Origin of the sequence: Shinella sp. G-2, assembly GCF_050172695.1 — a bacterium.
Lineage (GTDB): Bacteria > Pseudomonadota > Alphaproteobacteria > Rhizobiales > Rhizobiaceae > Shinella.
Genome location: NZ_JBBEYH010000004.1, coordinates 213,777 through 228,398, shown reverse-complemented (window position 1 = coordinate 228,398; position 14,622 = coordinate 213,777). Strand labels below are relative to the sequence as shown.

Genomic DNA, 14,622 nt, shown 5'->3' with positions numbered 1-14,622 from the left:
GCATCCGTGGAAACCGGCCGGCAGCATCAGACCGGGCCGACGCTGGAGCCGCTGCGCCGGCGCATCCGCGGCCGGCTCGAAGCCCTTCCGCCGGGTCTTGCGGAATTCCTGCTGTTCGGGCTGAAACAGGCCTGGGCCTGCCTCTTCGGCGGGCTCATGCTCGGCCTCATCATCCTGACGAAGCTCATCTGGCAGCCGGACTGGCCGATCCACCGCTACGACGCGCTCTTCGTCCTGGCGCTCGCCATCCAGATCGCCTTCCTGACGCTCAGGATGGAGACCTTCGAGGAAGCCAAGGTCATCCTGATCTACCATCTCGTCGGCACGGCCATGGAGATCTTCAAGGTTCATATGGGCTCGTGGGCCTATCCGGAAGAGGCCGTCATCCGTCTTGGCGGCGTGCCGCTCTTTTCCGGCTTCATGTATGCCTCGGTCGGCAGCTACATGGCCCGCGCCATCCGCATCTTCGACATGCGTTTCACGCACTATCCGCCCTTCTGGACGACGGCGTTGCTGGCCATCGCCATCTACGCCAATTTCTATGCGCACCACTATGTCACGGATATCCGCTTCGGCCTCTTCGCGGCGACGGTGCTGCTCTTCGGGCGCGTGCGCATCTATTATACGGTGGAGCGCAAGGCGCGCTGGATGCCGCTCGTCGTCGCCGCCTTCCTCACCAGCATCTTCCTCTGGATTGCCGAGAACATCGGCACGGCGACAGGCGTGTGGCTCTATCCGGGCCAGCAGACCTGGCACATGGTGCCCTTCACCAAGCTCGGTTCCTGGTATCTGCTGCTCTATGTCAGCTTCGTGCTGGTGACGGTCGTCTGCCGTCCGCAGCCGCCCGATACCCCCGAAATCCGGCAGGATCAGGCTTAACGCCCGGTTAACGCCCGGGACGCTATCCTCCGGGCAACTGGAGGTTTGCCATGTTGACACCCCTGCAGAGCGCGCAGTCCACCGCCGCCGTCTCGGCCATGCAGTCCCTCGTCGATACGATCGAGGAACGCCGCCGCGAGGAGGCGGAGAAGGCGAGCGGACGCAAGACCGACGACATCCGCGAGCAGGCGCACCTGCAATCGGACGACACCGCGCGCCAGGCGAACGCCCGCATCAACGAGCATTTCTTCGGCAGCAATGCGCGCGGCGGCGATACGCTTGCCAAGCTGATCTCCCGGTTCAGCGATACGCTCGGCCTCGGCCAGCAGGAGGGCGAATCCGCCCGCGCCTTCGCCCAGCGCCTCGCCGACAAGCTCGCCCTCGTCGAGAGCATCGACCTGCCGGCCAAGGGCAGCACGCTCAACGTCTCCCTCCGTGCGCTCGGCACCAGTCTTGCAGCCGTCCAGCAGGCAATGAACGGCCCCTCGGACGATGCCGCCGCCAATCTCGTCGCGCGCCTCGCCTTCGCGGGCGGCGTGACGCAGGGCGGAGGGGAAGCGGGTTCCGATTACGAGCAGCGCCTTTCCGCCCTCCTGACGCGCCAGCGTGGCGAGTTGCCGGCCGACATCACGACCGTCGAGAAGACATCGGGCCTTGCCGACCTCGGCCTCAAGGCGGCCGATCTCGTCGCCGCGATCCGCAATCCCTACGGTCCCGAAGCCGAGCGCGTGAAGGATGCGCTGGCCGAAAAGGCCGATGCGGAAAAGGCGCTGACGCCGGAGATGCGGAAGATCATCGCCCGCCTGGAGGATACCGCCGATCCCAAGACGATCGAGGAACTGAAGCTCGATCGTACGAAGCGCGACCCGACGCGCATCGAGGATGCGCAGACCCGCAGGGAGCGCGAGGACACGATCCGGACATTGGAGGCCGGCAAGAAGCTCGAAGACGTCGAGAAGCTTCAGGATGCGGTCGGCCGCGCCCACGAGGACGCGACGAAGGGCAAGACGGACGGCCGGAAACCCGTCGATGCCCTCGATACGATCCAGCTGCTTTCCGCCGGCGCGGAAGCCACCGACACCGTCGAAAAGGCCACGGCGAAGAGTGGCGGGAAACCGGCCGACGCCAAGGATGCGCCCGCCGAGAACAGCGCGGAAGCCGTGAACGACCTCGATGCGGCGAGCATCCGCGAGCAGCAGGACCGCGAGGAAGCCAAGAAGGACATCTTCGTGCTGCGCGTCGACGACAACGGCATCTACGATCTCATCACGCGCCAGCTCGTCGCCTGACAGCCAGGCCCTATCGCTGTTCCATTGAGGAAATGAAGGCTGGTCCTAGAGCATGCCAGGTTCAGATTGAACCAGACATGCTCTAAATTCTCTTGTTTTCGTTTGTCAGGGAAAACCGGTTCCCACTTTTCCCTGACAAACTCTAGGGCTTGCGCCGCACGACCCCGAGACGGGCGATGACCTCCGGCGGGATGGCGTAGCGGCGGATCGCATCCTTCTGGCTGCGCAGCCCGCACATTTCCCGCTGGATGAAGAAGGCCCAGACCTTGTCGGCCGCATCGTTCAGGAGGTCTTCGCGCTCCGTCGCGCCGCAGCCGGCGGCAAGGCGCTCGGAAAGCAGCGCGACCGCCTTCTCCACCTTCAGCCCGTGCCGGCCGAGCGAATCCGCCCGCTCGGCCATCAGTTCGTATTCAAGGATGTTGAGGCCCGTCTCCTTGGTGAAGGAGGGGGCAAGCGCCTGCGGCGGGCGAACCGTCATCTCTTGTCTCCTGTCCTGGGACTAAGATGATACCGGGCAGGCTTGACTGCAAGGGATCAGCCGGCGGCGCGGGCGCGCACCGCCTCGAAACTCCAGTCGACGAGGAGTTCACCGTCGCGCCAGACCGGCTGCAACAGGTTCTCCCGGCCTGCCAGTTGCTCGACACGCGCCGCTTCCAGCCCGACATAACCTTCGACCACCGCCTGGCGGCCGGCCTTGGAGGCCTTGAGGTTCATCGTGGCCGGGCGCTTGTAGACGTCGTGCCAAGCGCCGGCGGTGTCCTGGCGGGCATTGGCCTTCATGGCGAAGGAGTAGGTATCGCGGTTGACGCGCTGGAGAAGCCCCGCCCCCATGCCGAAGGCGATGTTCTCCGCCGAGAAGCCGAAGGCCTCGAGACGGCCGAGGATGAGGCCGATATCGGACGGCGAGATGCCATCGCCCTGGATGACGCGCACGCTGTTGTCGAGCACCTTGTAGCCCTTGCCATTGAGATGCGTGCCGAAGGCATAGGCGAGCTGGCGCACGACCTGCACCGGCGTTTCCACCGGATCGCCGCTGTCCGGGCGCACGACGAGCGTGCCGCCCGCGGCCTGCACCTTCTCCTTGAGCTGCTTGCCCCAGATCTCCGCGACGGCATTGTTGATGTCGTAGCTGTCGGAGACGACGGCATAGAGACCCTTGCCGCCGAACTTGTCGATCATGTTGCCATAGGCTTCCGCCTCGCGCTCCTGCCCCCAGGAGGTCATGGTGGAGTGCTCGGAAGCCGGGATGGAGAAGCCGGCCATGTCGGCGCCGTAATAGCGGCGGGCATAGAGCACCGCGCTGACCGTATCCGTGCCCATGAAATTGACGAGATGCGCCGTGCCGCCGATGCCGGCCTGTTCGAAACTGGTGGTTCCGCGCGCGCCAAAATCGTGCAGGCGGAAGGGCAGGACGGCGGCCGGGTCGTCGCAGGTCTTTTCCAGGATCGGCTGGATGATCTGCTTCACCTTGCGCGAATTGGAGGCGACGGTGCTCGGATACCAGATTGCGCGCAGGAACGCCGTCTCGATATAGGAGGTCAGCCAGTAGCAGGCGGGATCGGTGTTGACGACCTGCGCCACCGGAACGCCGCGGCGCACCATCCGGCCCTCCGGCAGTGCCTCGATGAGCAGCGGCAGGTAGCCGCCGTGCTTGCGCACGATATGCGTCCAGCCCTCGCGATTGAACGGCAGGCCATGCGCCGTCACGATACCCTCGGCCTCGTCGACATCCGCCATCGTCACCGGCTTCGACAGATATTCCTTGAGGAACATCTGGAGCCCGAAGAACAGCACTTCCGGGTGATCGGAATGGCCGCGCGCCTCGACATAGGACGAGATCGCCCGGGTTTCCGGCGGATATTGCAGGTAGTGGCTGAACTTGTAGCTGTCGGTGTTGAGGATGAGGTTGGTGAGGTTCATCGAAAGGTCTCCGCCGCATCCGCGGTCCGCAAATCCCCGGCGGCCGACAGTGCGGGCAAGATTTACGCGAGGTGAGCATAAGGGGCAAGGGCCGTGCCTCGCTGCCGATGCGAACGACGCGAACGCGACGTTAACCTTCTGTTAACCATAAAATGCCAATTGTTAGCGTCATAGTGGTTCGGAGTACCGGGGTTTCCCGTCCGGCACAGTTCGCGGTTCAGTGTTTCGCCGGTTTACCCGCCGCCTCCCGCAGAAATGCCCGGTTCGCCGGGCTGAAAGCTCACCAGCTCGCAGCGTCGCGCATGATGCGCCATCCGACGAATGATGGAACATTGGCAGGCCTTGCGATGCGGATGGCATCGACGGCGAACAGGAGGCAGGCATGCTGCCGCGTGTGGCGACGACGACCGGAACAGCACAGCCCTCCCCCGCCCTCGAGGGGCGGGTGGCGGTTGATGCCGCCGTCAAGCCGCAGCTTTCCGCCGCCGCTCTTGCCAATCTCAAGGCCGAAGTGCTGCTTCGCCTGCTCGAAACCATGCTGAAGCACATGCCGCGCACGGCCGAGCCCAGCCCCGGCCGCGATCTCCTGGAAACGCTGCTCGGCGCGCTGAAGGCCCTGCCCGGGCGGGACGGCGACAATGCCGGCAGGCTTGCAGACATCATTGCCCGATTGCCGCCGGCGCTGCGGCCGAGTGTCGAGAAACTGATCTCCACTGTGCTCTCCGCCATGCCGACGCGCAGCCTCATCGAGATCGTGCGCAATCCCAACGGGCCGGAAGCCCAGAAGCTCGCCACCCTCATCGCGACCGGCCTCGACCTCGACGGCCCCGTCGCCGGCGCGGAGCGTCAGGCCAAGCCGGTGAGCCTCACCGCCCAGCAACTCGCCGCCGTCGGCCGCCAAGGGGCGCAGCAGAGCGCGCTGGCCCTTCAGACGAGCCAGATGCCCGGCGATGCCCGCGCCCTTCAGGCGACGCTGAAACGCATCTTCGACTTCGACACCGGCGGCAGGCCGCGTCCCCTGCCAGGCCGAGCGGCGGAGGCTGGCGCGGACCGGCAGATGCCGGCCGGAACGGCCCGCGCCGCAAGCGAAGCCCGCCCTACCCAGATCGAACCCCTCCTTCCGACGCCCGCCACCCGCGCCGCCAGCCCGCAGCAAGCCGTGGACGCCAGCGAGGCCGCCGCCCGTCACAATGGCGCGGCGGAAGAAGCACGGACGGAAACGCCCGCCGTGAAGCGCGAGGCGCTGCCCCTCAAGGCGCAGGACACCAACACGGCCGGACAGGCGCTGGCCCGCAGCGTGCTGCAGGCCGTGGCGCGGGACCTGCCGCCCGCCCTTCTGACGCAGGCCGTCGTCCAGCTCGTCGAGAACCTTTCGCCGGAAGAAGCGACGTTCCTGCGCACGCTGCTCGAGCATCCGTTCGATCCGGCCATAGAGCAGGAAATCGCCCTGATCGTACGCGAGCACGTGGACGAGGCGGCAGAAGAATTCCTGAAACCCGAAACCGGCAGCGAGGCGCGCAAGACCCGGCCCGACGGATTGCCGGCCGGCATGCAGCCCGCCACGGCGGAAGACGGCGATGTCCCGCTTGCGAAGGGCGATACCCCGGCGCTTGCCGGCGAAACCGCCAGGGCAAAGCCCGACGCCACGCAGACCGCATCGATACCATCGCAGCCGGCGGTGGAGCAGGAAGAGCCCCTGCCCTTGCCCCGGTCCCGCGATGCGGCCGCGCCCATCGTCGACGCGACACCGGAAAGGCTGCTTGCCGCGCCCGTGCTGCGCGAGGGCGTGCCCGTTGCTTTCGTTCCCTACCTTCCGGCCGAAGAGGACCTCGAATGGCCGCAGAGCCGCGAGCCTGAAAAGGACGAGGAAACCGACGGCGACAACGAAGACGAAGGGGGCGAAGCGGACGAGGATGCGCAGGATGCACCCGCCGACGACGAACCGGAGACCGCCGACATGGCGCGCCGGCGCGAGAAGACGGCGGAGATGGTGGGCGTCCTGGAACCCGGCCTCGTCTTCTACCAGAAGCTCGGCGACTACTGGACGTAACATCATCCTCCCAAAGAAAAAGCCCGCGGGGATCGCTCCCCGCGGGCTCTTCTTTTCGTAAGCGAAGACTTACTCGGCGTTGTTGCGGTTCTTCAGAGCCGCGCCGAGGATGTCGCCGAGCGAAGCGCCCGAGTCGGACGAACCGAACTGTGCGACGGCTTCCTTCTCTTCGGCGATTTCCAGCGCCTTGATCGAAAGCTGGATCTTGCGATCCTTCTTCGAGAAGTTCAGGACGCGGGCGTCGACGGTCTGGCCGACCGAGAAACGCTCCGGACGCTGCTCGTCACGGTCACGCGACAGATCGCCACGACGGATGAACGAGGTGATGTCTTCGTGGTTGACGAGCTTCACTTCGATGCCGCCATCGTTGATCGCGATGACTTCAGCCGAAACGACGGCGTTCTTGCGCAGGTCGCCGGAAGCGGCAGCTTCGCCGACCGAATCGCGGCCGAGCTGCTTGATGCCGAGCGAGATGCGCTCCTTGTCGACGTCCACGTCGAGAACAACAGCCTTGACGACGTCGCCCTTGTTGAACTCCTCGATGACCTGCTCGCCCGGACGGTTCCAGTCGAGGTCGGAGAGGTGCACCATGCCGTCCACGTCGCCTTCGAGGCCGATGAACAGACCGAACTCGGTCTTGTTCTTGACTTCGCCTTCGACTTCCGTGCCAGCCGGGTGGCTGTGCGCGAAGGCCTGCCACGGGTTCTCGAGGGTCTGCTTGAGACCGAGCGAGATGCGGCGCTTCGTCGGGTCGACTTCGAGAACGACAACGTCGACTTCCTGGCTCGTGGACAGGATCTTGCCGGGATGTACGTTCTTCTTCGTCCAGGACATTTCGGAGATGTGGATCAGGCCTTCGATGCCCGGTTCCAGCTCGACGAACGCACCGTAGTCGGTGATGTTCGTGACGGTACCGGAGATCTTCTTGCCGACCGGGTACTTCGTGCCGATGCCATCCCACGGATCCGACTCGAGCTGCTTCATGCCGAGCGAGATGCGGTGGGTTTCCTGGTTGATGCGGATGATCTGAACCTTGACCTGCTGGCCAATGGACAGGATTTCCGACGGATGGTTGACGCGGCGCCAGGCCATGTCGGTGACGTGCAGCAGGCCGTCGATGCCGCCGAGGTCAACGAACGCACCGTAATCGGTGATGTTCTTGACGACGCCGTCAACAACCTGGCCTTCTTCGAGGTTCTGAACGATTTCCGAACGCTGCTCGGCGCGCGACTCTTCGAGAACCGTGCGGCGCGAAACGACGATGTTGCCGCGACGCTTGTCCATCTTGAGGATTTCGAAGGGCTGCGGGTTGTGCATGAGCGGCGTGACGTCGCGGATCGGACGGATGTCGACCTGCGAACGCGGCAGGAAGGCGACGGCGCCGTCGAGATCGACGGTGAAGCCACCCTTGACCTGGTTGAAGATGACGCCTTCGACGCGCTCGCCAGCTTCGAACTTGACTTCGAGCTTGGCCCAGCTTTCTTCGCGGCGAGCCTTTTCGCGCGAGAGAACAGCTTCACCAAGCGCGTTTTCGATGCGCTCGACGTAAACTTCGACTTCGTCGCCGACCTTCAGCGTGCCGTCCTTCGACTTCGCGCCGAATTCCTTCAGCGGAACGCGGCCTTCAACCTTGAGGCCGACGTCAACGATGGCGACGTCCTTTTCGATCGCGGTAACGATGCCCTTGGCGACATAGCCTTCGGCGAGATCGTTAGCGGCGAAGGATTCCTGCAGAAGGGCTGCGAAATCTTCGCGCGTGGGGTTTGCTTGAGACATTGAAACTCCTGATGTGCCAAAGGCACGGGCGCCGGGGGTTAGCGTTGGTAATGAACGAGGCGCTATCCGCTGCCCATGGGCAGCAAATCCGGCGCGGGGACAGGCCTTGTTCTATTGCTTAAGCGCGGCGTCGATGAACGACTTTGCCGCCGAAAACGCCGCCTCTATACTCATTTCCGAGGTATCGAGCAAGTGCGCATCGTCGGCAGGCTTCAGCGGACTGTCCGCCCGGCCCATGTCGCGCTCGTCGCGGCGGCGGATATCCTCGAGGATCGTCCCGTAATCGGCCACCCCGCCGCCGGCAAGAATCTCGTCGCAGCGGCGCCTGGCGCGCACCTCCGCCGAGGCTGTGACATAGAGTTTGACCGGCGCATCCGGGCAGACGACCGTGCCGATGTCGCGTCCGTCGAGCACCGTGCCGGGCTCGCGGGCCGCAAACCCCTGCTGCGCCTCGACCAGCGCCCGGCGCACCGCGGGCATGACCGCGATCTTCGAGGCCGCCTCGCCGATGGCATGGGCCGACAGCACCGCGCGATCGAGACCGCCGAGATCGAGGGTCTTGGCGACATCGGCGGCAACGGCCTCGTCATCCAGCGGCAGGCCGCGGTCGAGCAGGGCCTTCGCCGTCGCGCGGTAGGTCAGCCCCGTATCGAGGTGATGGAAACCGTAGTCTTCCGCGATGCGGCGCGACAGCGTGCCCTTGCCGGCGGCGGCGGGACCGTCGATGGCGATGGTGAAGGTCATCAGGCGGCCTTCGTGTCGTGCAGCTCGATCTTCGCGCCGAGGCCGGTCATCAGGTCCATGAATTCCGGGAAGCTCGTGGCGATCATGGTGGCATCGTCCACCGTGACGGGGTTTTCCGAGACGAGGCCCATGACGAGGAAGCTCATGGCGATGCGGTGATCGAGATAGGTCGCGACCGCTGCACCGGCGGCATTGCCGAGGCCCGTGCCATCCGGACGACCGCGCACGACGAGCGAGGCTTCGCCCTCGTCGCAATCGACGCCGTTGAGCTTGAGGCCATTGGCGACGGCCGAGAGGCGGTCGCTTTCCTTGACGCGCAGCTCCTCGAGGCCGTTCATGACCGTCGTGCCTTCGGCGAAGGCGGCGGCAACGGCGAGAACCGGATATTCGTCGATCATCGACGGCGCGCGGTCTTCCGGCACCGTGACGCCCTTCAGCGCCGAGGAGCGCACCCGCAGGTCCGCCATGTCCTCGCCGCCGGCAAGGCGCGGATTGATGATCTCGATGTCGGCGCCCATGTCCTGCAGCGTCAGGATGAGGCCGGTGCGCGTCGGGTTCATCAGCACGTTGAGAATGGTGACGTCGGAGCCCGGCACGAGGAGGGCGGCGACCAGCGGGAAGGCCGTCGAGGACGGATCGCCCGGCACGTCGATGACCTGGCCGGTCAGCTTGCCCCGGCCTTCGAGCCGGATGGTGCGCACGCCGTCGGCATCGGTATCGACCGTGAGGTTGGCGCCAAAGCCCTGCAGCATCTTTTCGGTGTGGTCGCGGGTCATTACCGGTTCGATGACGGTGGTGATGCCGGGCGTGTTGAGACCGGCGAGCAGCACGGCGGACTTCACCTGCGCGGACGCCATCGGCACGCGATAGGTGATCGGCGTCGGCGTCTTCGGCCCACGCAGCGTCACCGGCAGGCGGTCGCCCTCGGCGGAGGTCACCTGCACGCCCATTTCGCGCAGCGGATTGAGCACGCGGCCCATCGGGCGCTTGGTCAGCGAGGCATCGCCGATGAAGGTGGAATCGAAATCGTAGACGCCGACGAGACCCATGGTCAGGCGGCAGCCGGTGCCGGCATTGCCGAAATCGAGCGGCGCCTCGGGCGCCAGCAGCGCGCCGTTGCCGACGCCGTCGATGATCCAGGTGTCGCCGTCCTTGTGGATCCTGGCGCCCATGGCCTGCATGGCCTTGCCCGTGTTGATGACGTCCTCGCCTTCGAGCAGACCCGTGATGCGCGTCTGTCCGCTCGCAAGGCCGCCGAACATGAAGGACCGGTGGGAAATCGACTTGTCGCCGGGAATGCGGACGGTTCCGGAAAGGCCGGAGGATTTGCGGGCGGTTGCGGGCCGGGCACTGGCGCCGTGCGACATGGGCGTCTTCCTTGTAGATCCACGGCTCCCCGGCGGGATCGCCCCGGGAGCGTGCGGGCTTGCTATCACAAACGATTTAAAGCGTCATCATCCCGTCTTGCAAACATTCGACAGAAGGGCGGCGGCGGGCTTCCCGAAGTTTGGCTTTGACAGGATAGCGCAAGACTATTATGGGGACCGGCTAATCATTTTCCCCTTCAACGCGCCGGAAACACCGGCCCCGCCGGCAAGAAACGGCACCTGAGAGGCTTTGACAGTGGCAAAACCGGAACTCGGCACCAAACGCATCGACCCGGAAACGGGCAAGAAGTTCTACGACCTGAACCGCGACCCGATCGTTTCGCCCTATACGGGCAAGTCCTACCCGCTCTCCTTCTTCGAGGAAACCTCCGCGGCGGCCGTCCTGGAAAAGGATGAGGACGAGGACGTCAACGAAGTCGATACGGAGAACACGGAAGTCGAACTCGTCTCGCTCGAGGACGCCGACGAGGATGCAGCAGGCGGCGACGACCTGCCGGATCTCGGCGACGACGACGTCGAGATCGACGGCGACGACGACGACACGTTCCTGGAACAGGACGAAGACGACGACGATGACGACATGAGCGGCCTCATCGGCGTCACGGGCGACGAAGACGAAGCGTAAGACCTTGATAAACCGGCCGGTTTTAAAAAAAATCGGCCGGTTTTCATTTTTCGGCTTGCTATCTCCGAAACCCGGAAGTAATAAGCCGCCACACCGGACGGCAACGCCGCTTCGGTTCCCGGAAACCGGCCTTGCCGGACCCGTTATGGGGCTATAGCTCAGCTGGGAGAGCGCTTGCATGGCATGCAAGAGGTCAGCGGTTCGATCCCGCTTAGCTCCACCAAATCTTCCCTGTTAAGAATTCAAGTTCGCCGCACGTACAGGCGCATTTCTGCGGTAGCCACCGAAACGTTCAGGCGTTGAGGCGAGCCGCATCCCGCCCGCCCGCCGCCAAGTTCAGAACTTCACGCCCACGGCGAGGCCGGCATGGGTGAGGCCGTCGTTGGGGCCGTCGCACAGGCCGGCATTGGAGGAGTGGTCGACGGTGGCCATGACGCGGACCTTTTCGCTGACCTGCATGCCGAGGGCCGCGTGTTCGCGGAACAGGAAACGGCAGCCGAGCAACGGGCCGGTCCCGCTGTCGAGATTGCCGTTGTGCACCGTTCCGCCGGCGCCGACTTCCGCGAAGAAGGTGTCCGTGATCGGCAGGTGCCAGTTGAGGCCGAGATAGGCCTGGTCGGTCGCATCCGCCCCGCCCGAGACACCGACCTGAACGCGCGGCTCGAGAAGAACCTTGGCGACGCCGGTCTGCGAGGAGTGGAACGGCGCGATGAAGACTTCGGCCGAACCGACGACGCCCTTGTCCTTCGCGGCCTTGCCGGCGATGACGCCGCTCGCGCCGAGCCGCACTTCATCGACCAGGTCGCCCGCCGTAACGGAGGACGCGTAGAGCCCGTAAGATGCTGCCATCAGCGCGGCCGCCAGAAAAACCTTCATCGCATCCCCCGAATCACTTTGGGGCAGTGTTCGTGCCGCGCCGGGTTTTGTACAGGCGGAAACGGAATAGACATCAAACTCTCCAGCCGACCGCCCGATGTCTAGGGCTGCTCGCGCGTGCCGGGCGCGGCCTCGCGCTGGTCCGCGTCTTCGAGATCCGTCTTCACGATGAATGTGTCATTGTGCTGGCGGGCAGCTTCGCGCAGCGCACCGAGATTGGGCTCGTCGTCCGGCCCGATCTCGCCATCGCCCTGGTCGATTTCGCGCTCGGCCTGATACCAGTGGTCGTCCGGCTTGCCATCGGGCGCGCCGTCCCGCTGCCAGAGTTCGTAGGCGCGGTTGCGGATGCGGTCTTCGCGTTCGTCGGTCATGGAAGCGCTCCCTTTTCTCTCGTCAGCGGGAAACGGGCAGCCAGGCGGGATGTTCCGCGCTTGCGCGCTTCAGAGACCGCGAATAAGCATGCTTCTTCAGGCGTCTTTCGCACGACGCCAGCTTTGTCGGGGGACATCATGAGCTTTACGGAAACGACGACCACATCCTGGTTTTCCAGGCTGAAGGGCGCGCTGATCAAGATTCTGGTCGGCTTCATCCTTCTGATCGGATGCATCTGGCTTCTTTTCTGGAACGAGGGGCGGTCGGTGAAGACCTACCGCGCGCTGGTCGAAGGCGCAGGGCTCGTCGTTTCCGTCGAGAACGGCAGCATCGATCCCGCCAACGACGGCAAGCTCGTGCACATTTCCGGGCCGGTGAAGCCGGTCGGCGTGCCGGAGGACAACGTGCTCGGCGTTTCCGCTGAAGGCGCGGCCGGGCTGGAGCGCATCGTCGAGATGTACCAGTGGGTGGAGACCTCGAAATCCGAGACGAAGAAGCAGCTCGGCGGCAGCGAGGAGACCGTGACCACCTATTCCTACCACAAGGAATGGAACCGCCGTGAAATCAGCTCCGGCAGCTTCCGTCAGTCGGGTCACGACAATCCGCGAAAGCCCATCGACGACGAACGCTTTGCGGTGCCTTCGGCGACGATCGGCGCCTTCAGCGTGGATGGCGAAGCGGTGGCAAGGCTCGGCGAGGAACGTCCCGTTCCGCTCACCGCCATCGAGGCGAACCGTCTCGGCGAGGCCGTCAGCCTCGGCAAGCCGGTCTCGACCATCGGGGGCCAGGCCGTCTTCTCCTTCAATCCGCAGGACCCGCAGGTCGGCGACATCCGCATCCATTTCGAGCGCTCGGACATTGCCGAGGCGAGCTTCGTCGCCGCCCAGCACGGCACGGGCCTGACGCCCTACAAGACGTCGAACGGGCGCGAGCTTTTCCTCAGCGACGCCGGCATTACCGATGCGGCGGCCATGTTCGACGCGGCGCAGAGCGAGAACACCATCATCACCTGGGCGGTGCGCATCGGCGGCCTTGTCGGCCTCTTCGTCGGCTTCGCCTCGATCTTCTCCATCCTCGGGGTGATCGCCGACGTCGTGCCGTTCGTCGGCTCCATCGTGCGTTTCGGCACGTCGGCCATCGCGCTCATCTTCACGCTGCTGCTCGGCCCGGCGATCATCGCCATCGCCTGGATCGCCTATCGCCCGCTCATCGCCATCGCGGTTCTGGCCGCCGGCATTGCGCTCGCCGTGGGCATCCTCTATCTGCGACGCGGCAAGGCGGCAGCCCCGGCACCCGCCCGGGCGTGACGGCAAAGGCAGGGTGAGCGGCGCGTGACCTTCTACATCTCGAAGATCTTCTGGCTTCTCGCCCAGCCGCTCTCGCTCGCCCTCATCCTCCTCCTCGCCGGCCTGCTGGCGGGGCTTTTGAAATGGAACCGCCTGCGTGCCATAGCGAGCCTCGCGGCGGCGCTGGTGCTCTTCCTGACGCTCTTCACCTCGACCGGCGCCGTGCTGCTGCAGACGCTGGAGGACCGGATCGCGCGCGCGGACCTGCCCGCGGGCGGGCCTTCCTGCATCATCACGCTCGGTGGCGGCTTCGAGTCGGAGATCATCGCGGCGCGCGGCGGCTTCGAGATGACCCAGGCCGGCGACCGCTTCGTCGAGACCTTGCGGCTCGCACGGCAATTCCCCGAGGCGCGTATCCTGATTTCGGGCGGGGACGGCTCGTTCAGCGGCGCCTATGAGGGCGACGCCGTGGTCGGCACACGGTTCTTCGAAGCCTTCGGCGTTCCGGCAACGCGGGTGATCCGCGAGACGCAATCGCGCGACACCTTCGAAAATGCCGGAAACACGCAGGCGCTGCTCAAGGAAAACGGCCTCGAAGGCTGCCTGCTGGTGACCTCCGCCTTCCACATGCCGCGCTCGGTCGGGCTCTTCCGCAAACTCGGCCTGGAGGTCCTGCCCTGGCCGACGGACTACCGCACGACGGGCAAGGCGAGCCTCGGGCTCGATTTCACGCAGCCCTCAGCCAACAGCCAGCTGATGACGACGGCGCTGCGCGAATGGACGGGCCTGCTCTTCTCGTATCTTGCGGGCCGCACGCACGCCTTCTTCCCGCAATAGGCTACTTCTTCGAGATCGTCTCGAAGCGGGTGTTCCGCACGCGGATCGTCATGGTGCAGTATTCGTCGTCATCGCGGCCGCAGCTTGCGGCATTCGCCTTCAGTTCCAGCACCATATTGCCGAAGCGCTTCTTCATGCTGTAGCCGTAGAGGTCGGCATTGGCGGCGAGGAAATAGCCGCCTTCGGCGACGCGAATGTAGAATTCATGCGGGCAACCGACATCGCCGCACAGGCCGCCGGGCACGCCGTCGCAGTTCACCGCGCCGAGATTGAAGATCGCATCGACCAGCTTGTCATTGTTGAAATCGACGGTGTCGGCGAAGTCCTCGCCATAGAGCGCCGTCTTGCAGCGACCGGCGACCTCCGCCTGAACCGCGGCCAGCGCATCGGGCACGATCTCGGCGGCGCGCACGGGCGCGGCGGCCGAAACGAGGGCGGCGGAGACGAGCGCGAGGAAACTCATGCGGATGGCCATCTCTCAAACCTTTCCATGGCAGGCGATTCGGTCATTATGCGGCAGGGCCGCGCGCGGCGTGATTCTGCCGGCGCGCGCACTCTACTGCGGCAAAGCTGTCGCGAG

At 65.2% G+C, this 14,622-nt stretch carries 14 protein-coding genes and 1 tRNA gene; 7 read left to right on the top strand and 8 right to left on the bottom strand.

What is annotated here, in order from left to right; translation table 11 throughout:
* Window positions 1-6: 6 nt before the first annotated feature.
* Together V8U06_RS10155 and V8U06_RS10150 are read left to right on the top strand one after the other, a co-directional pair.
* Window positions 7-879: a DUF817 domain-containing protein gene (locus tag V8U06_RS10155; protein ID WP_427140528.1), complete on the top strand. Its 873-nt coding sequence runs from the start codon at window positions 7-9 to the stop codon at window positions 877-879.
* Window positions 880-929: 50 nt separating this feature from the next.
* Complete coding sequence (locus V8U06_RS10150) at window positions 930-2,168, top strand: hypothetical protein (protein WP_427140527.1); 1,239 nt, start codon at window positions 930-932, stop codon at window positions 2,166-2,168.
* A gap of 142 nt (window positions 2,169-2,310) precedes the next feature.
* On the opposite strand, the gene V8U06_RS10145 is transcribed toward V8U06_RS10150, so the two are convergent.
* Both V8U06_RS10145 and V8U06_RS10140 read right to left on the bottom strand, forming a co-directional pair.
* Window positions 2,311-2,646, bottom strand: a complete 336-nt coding sequence (locus V8U06_RS10145; protein WP_427140526.1) for a DUF6665 family protein — start codon at window positions 2,644-2,646, stop codon at window positions 2,311-2,313.
* A gap of 56 nt (window positions 2,647-2,702) precedes the next feature.
* The gene (locus tag V8U06_RS10140; protein ID WP_427140525.1) at window positions 2,703-4,088 is read right to left on the bottom strand and encodes a nicotinate phosphoribosyltransferase; all 1,386 of its coding nucleotides are present in this window, start codon (window positions 4,086-4,088) and stop codon (window positions 2,703-2,705) included.
* A 382-nt stretch (window positions 4,089-4,470) separates the two neighbouring features.
* Here V8U06_RS10140 and V8U06_RS10135 point away from each other — a divergent pair, with 382 nt between their 5' ends.
* Window positions 4,471-6,138, top strand: coding sequence for a hypothetical protein (locus V8U06_RS10135; protein WP_427140524.1), 1,668 nt, complete (start codon window positions 4,471-4,473; stop codon window positions 6,136-6,138).
* A 69-nt stretch (window positions 6,139-6,207) separates the two neighbouring features.
* On the opposite strand, the gene rpsA is transcribed toward V8U06_RS10135, so the two are convergent.
* From rpsA to aroA, 3 genes are all read right to left on the bottom strand, one after another.
* On the bottom strand, window positions 6,208-7,914 hold the full coding sequence (gene rpsA / locus V8U06_RS10130; RefSeq protein ID WP_427140523.1) for a 30S ribosomal protein S1: 1,707 nt from the start codon (window positions 7,912-7,914) through the stop codon (window positions 6,208-6,210).
* 111 nt (window positions 7,915-8,025) lie between these two features.
* Window positions 8,026-8,658, bottom strand: a complete 633-nt coding sequence (gene cmk, locus V8U06_RS10125) for a (d)CMP kinase (RefSeq protein WP_427140522.1) — start codon at window positions 8,656-8,658, stop codon at window positions 8,026-8,028.
* Window positions 8,658-10,025, bottom strand: coding sequence for a 3-phosphoshikimate 1-carboxyvinyltransferase (aroA, locus tag V8U06_RS10120; RefSeq protein ID WP_427140521.1), 1,368 nt, complete (start codon window positions 10,023-10,025; stop codon window positions 8,658-8,660). Before aroA ends, cmk begins: the two co-directional genes overlap by 1 nt.
* 256 nt (window positions 10,026-10,281) lie before the next feature.
* Between aroA and V8U06_RS10115 the strand changes: the two genes are divergently transcribed.
* Window positions 10,282-10,671, top strand: a complete 390-nt coding sequence (locus V8U06_RS10115) for a TIGR02300 family protein (RefSeq protein ID WP_226920464.1) — start codon at window positions 10,282-10,284, stop codon at window positions 10,669-10,671.
* A gap of 147 nt (window positions 10,672-10,818) precedes the next feature.
* A tRNA-Ala gene (locus V8U06_RS10110) sits at window positions 10,819-10,894 on the top strand.
* Window positions 10,895-11,007: 113 nt separating this feature from the next.
* Here V8U06_RS10110 and V8U06_RS10105 read toward each other — a convergent pair.
* Both V8U06_RS10105 and V8U06_RS10100 read right to left on the bottom strand, forming a co-directional pair.
* The gene (locus V8U06_RS10105; protein WP_427140520.1) at window positions 11,008-11,547 is read right to left on the bottom strand and encodes an acyloxyacyl hydrolase; all 540 of its coding nucleotides are present in this window, start codon (window positions 11,545-11,547) and stop codon (window positions 11,008-11,010) included.
* A 101-nt stretch (window positions 11,548-11,648) separates the two neighbouring features.
* Entirely contained in the window at window positions 11,649-11,918 is a 270-nt protein-coding gene (locus V8U06_RS10100; RefSeq protein WP_427140519.1) for a DUF2934 domain-containing protein, read from the bottom strand.
* A 138-nt stretch (window positions 11,919-12,056) separates the two neighbouring features.
* Here V8U06_RS10100 and V8U06_RS10095 point away from each other — a divergent pair, with 138 nt between their 5' ends.
* A complete protein-coding gene (locus V8U06_RS10095; RefSeq protein WP_427140518.1) occupies window positions 12,057-13,226 on the top strand; it encodes a TMEM43 family protein in 1,170 nt (389 codons plus the stop codon).
* Between the two features lie 24 nt (window positions 13,227-13,250).
* Window positions 13,251-14,042, top strand: coding sequence for a YdcF family protein (locus tag V8U06_RS10090; protein WP_427140517.1), 792 nt, complete (start codon window positions 13,251-13,253; stop codon window positions 14,040-14,042).
* 1 nt (window position 14,043) lies between these two features.
* Here the strand turns inward: V8U06_RS10090 and V8U06_RS10085 are convergent, their stop codons facing one another.
* Window positions 14,044-14,517, bottom strand: a complete 474-nt coding sequence (locus V8U06_RS10085; protein WP_226920469.1) for a hypothetical protein — start codon at window positions 14,515-14,517, stop codon at window positions 14,044-14,046.
* Between the last annotated feature and the right edge of the window lie 105 nt (window positions 14,518-14,622).

Bases quoted from the DNA above. Each gene is read 5' to 3' on its own strand.
- V8U06_RS10150 (WP_427140527.1), top strand. From the start codon at position 930: ATGTTGACACCCCTGCAGAGCGCGCAGTCCACCGCCGCCGTCTCGGCC.
- V8U06_RS10145 (WP_427140526.1), bottom strand. From the start codon at position 2,646: ATGACGGTTCGCCCGCCGCAGGCGCTTGCCCCCTCCTTCACCAAGGAG.
- V8U06_RS10140 (WP_427140525.1), bottom strand. From the start codon at position 4,088: ATGAACCTCACCAACCTCATCCTCAACACCGACAGCTACAAGTTCAGC.
- V8U06_RS10135 (WP_427140524.1), top strand. From the start codon at position 4,471: ATGCTGCCGCGTGTGGCGACGACGACCGGAACAGCACAGCCCTCCCCC.
- rpsA (WP_427140523.1), bottom strand. From the start codon at position 7,914: ATGTCTCAAGCAAACCCCACGCGCGAAGATTTCGCAGCCCTTCTGCAG.
- cmk (WP_427140522.1), bottom strand. From the start codon at position 8,658: ATGACCTTCACCATCGCCATCGACGGTCCCGCCGCCGCCGGCAAGGGC.
- aroA (WP_427140521.1), bottom strand. From the start codon at position 10,025: ATGTCGCACGGCGCCAGTGCCCGGCCCGCAACCGCCCGCAAATCCTCC.
- V8U06_RS10105 (WP_427140520.1), bottom strand. From the start codon at position 11,547: ATGAAGGTTTTTCTGGCGGCCGCGCTGATGGCAGCATCTTACGGGCTC.
- V8U06_RS10100 (WP_427140519.1), bottom strand. From the start codon at position 11,918: ATGACCGACGAACGCGAAGACCGCATCCGCAACCGCGCCTACGAACTC.
- V8U06_RS10095 (WP_427140518.1), top strand. From the start codon at position 12,057: ATGAGCTTTACGGAAACGACGACCACATCCTGGTTTTCCAGGCTGAAG.
- V8U06_RS10085 (WP_226920469.1), bottom strand. From the start codon at position 14,517: ATGGCCATCCGCATGAGTTTCCTCGCGCTCGTCTCCGCCGCCCTCGTT.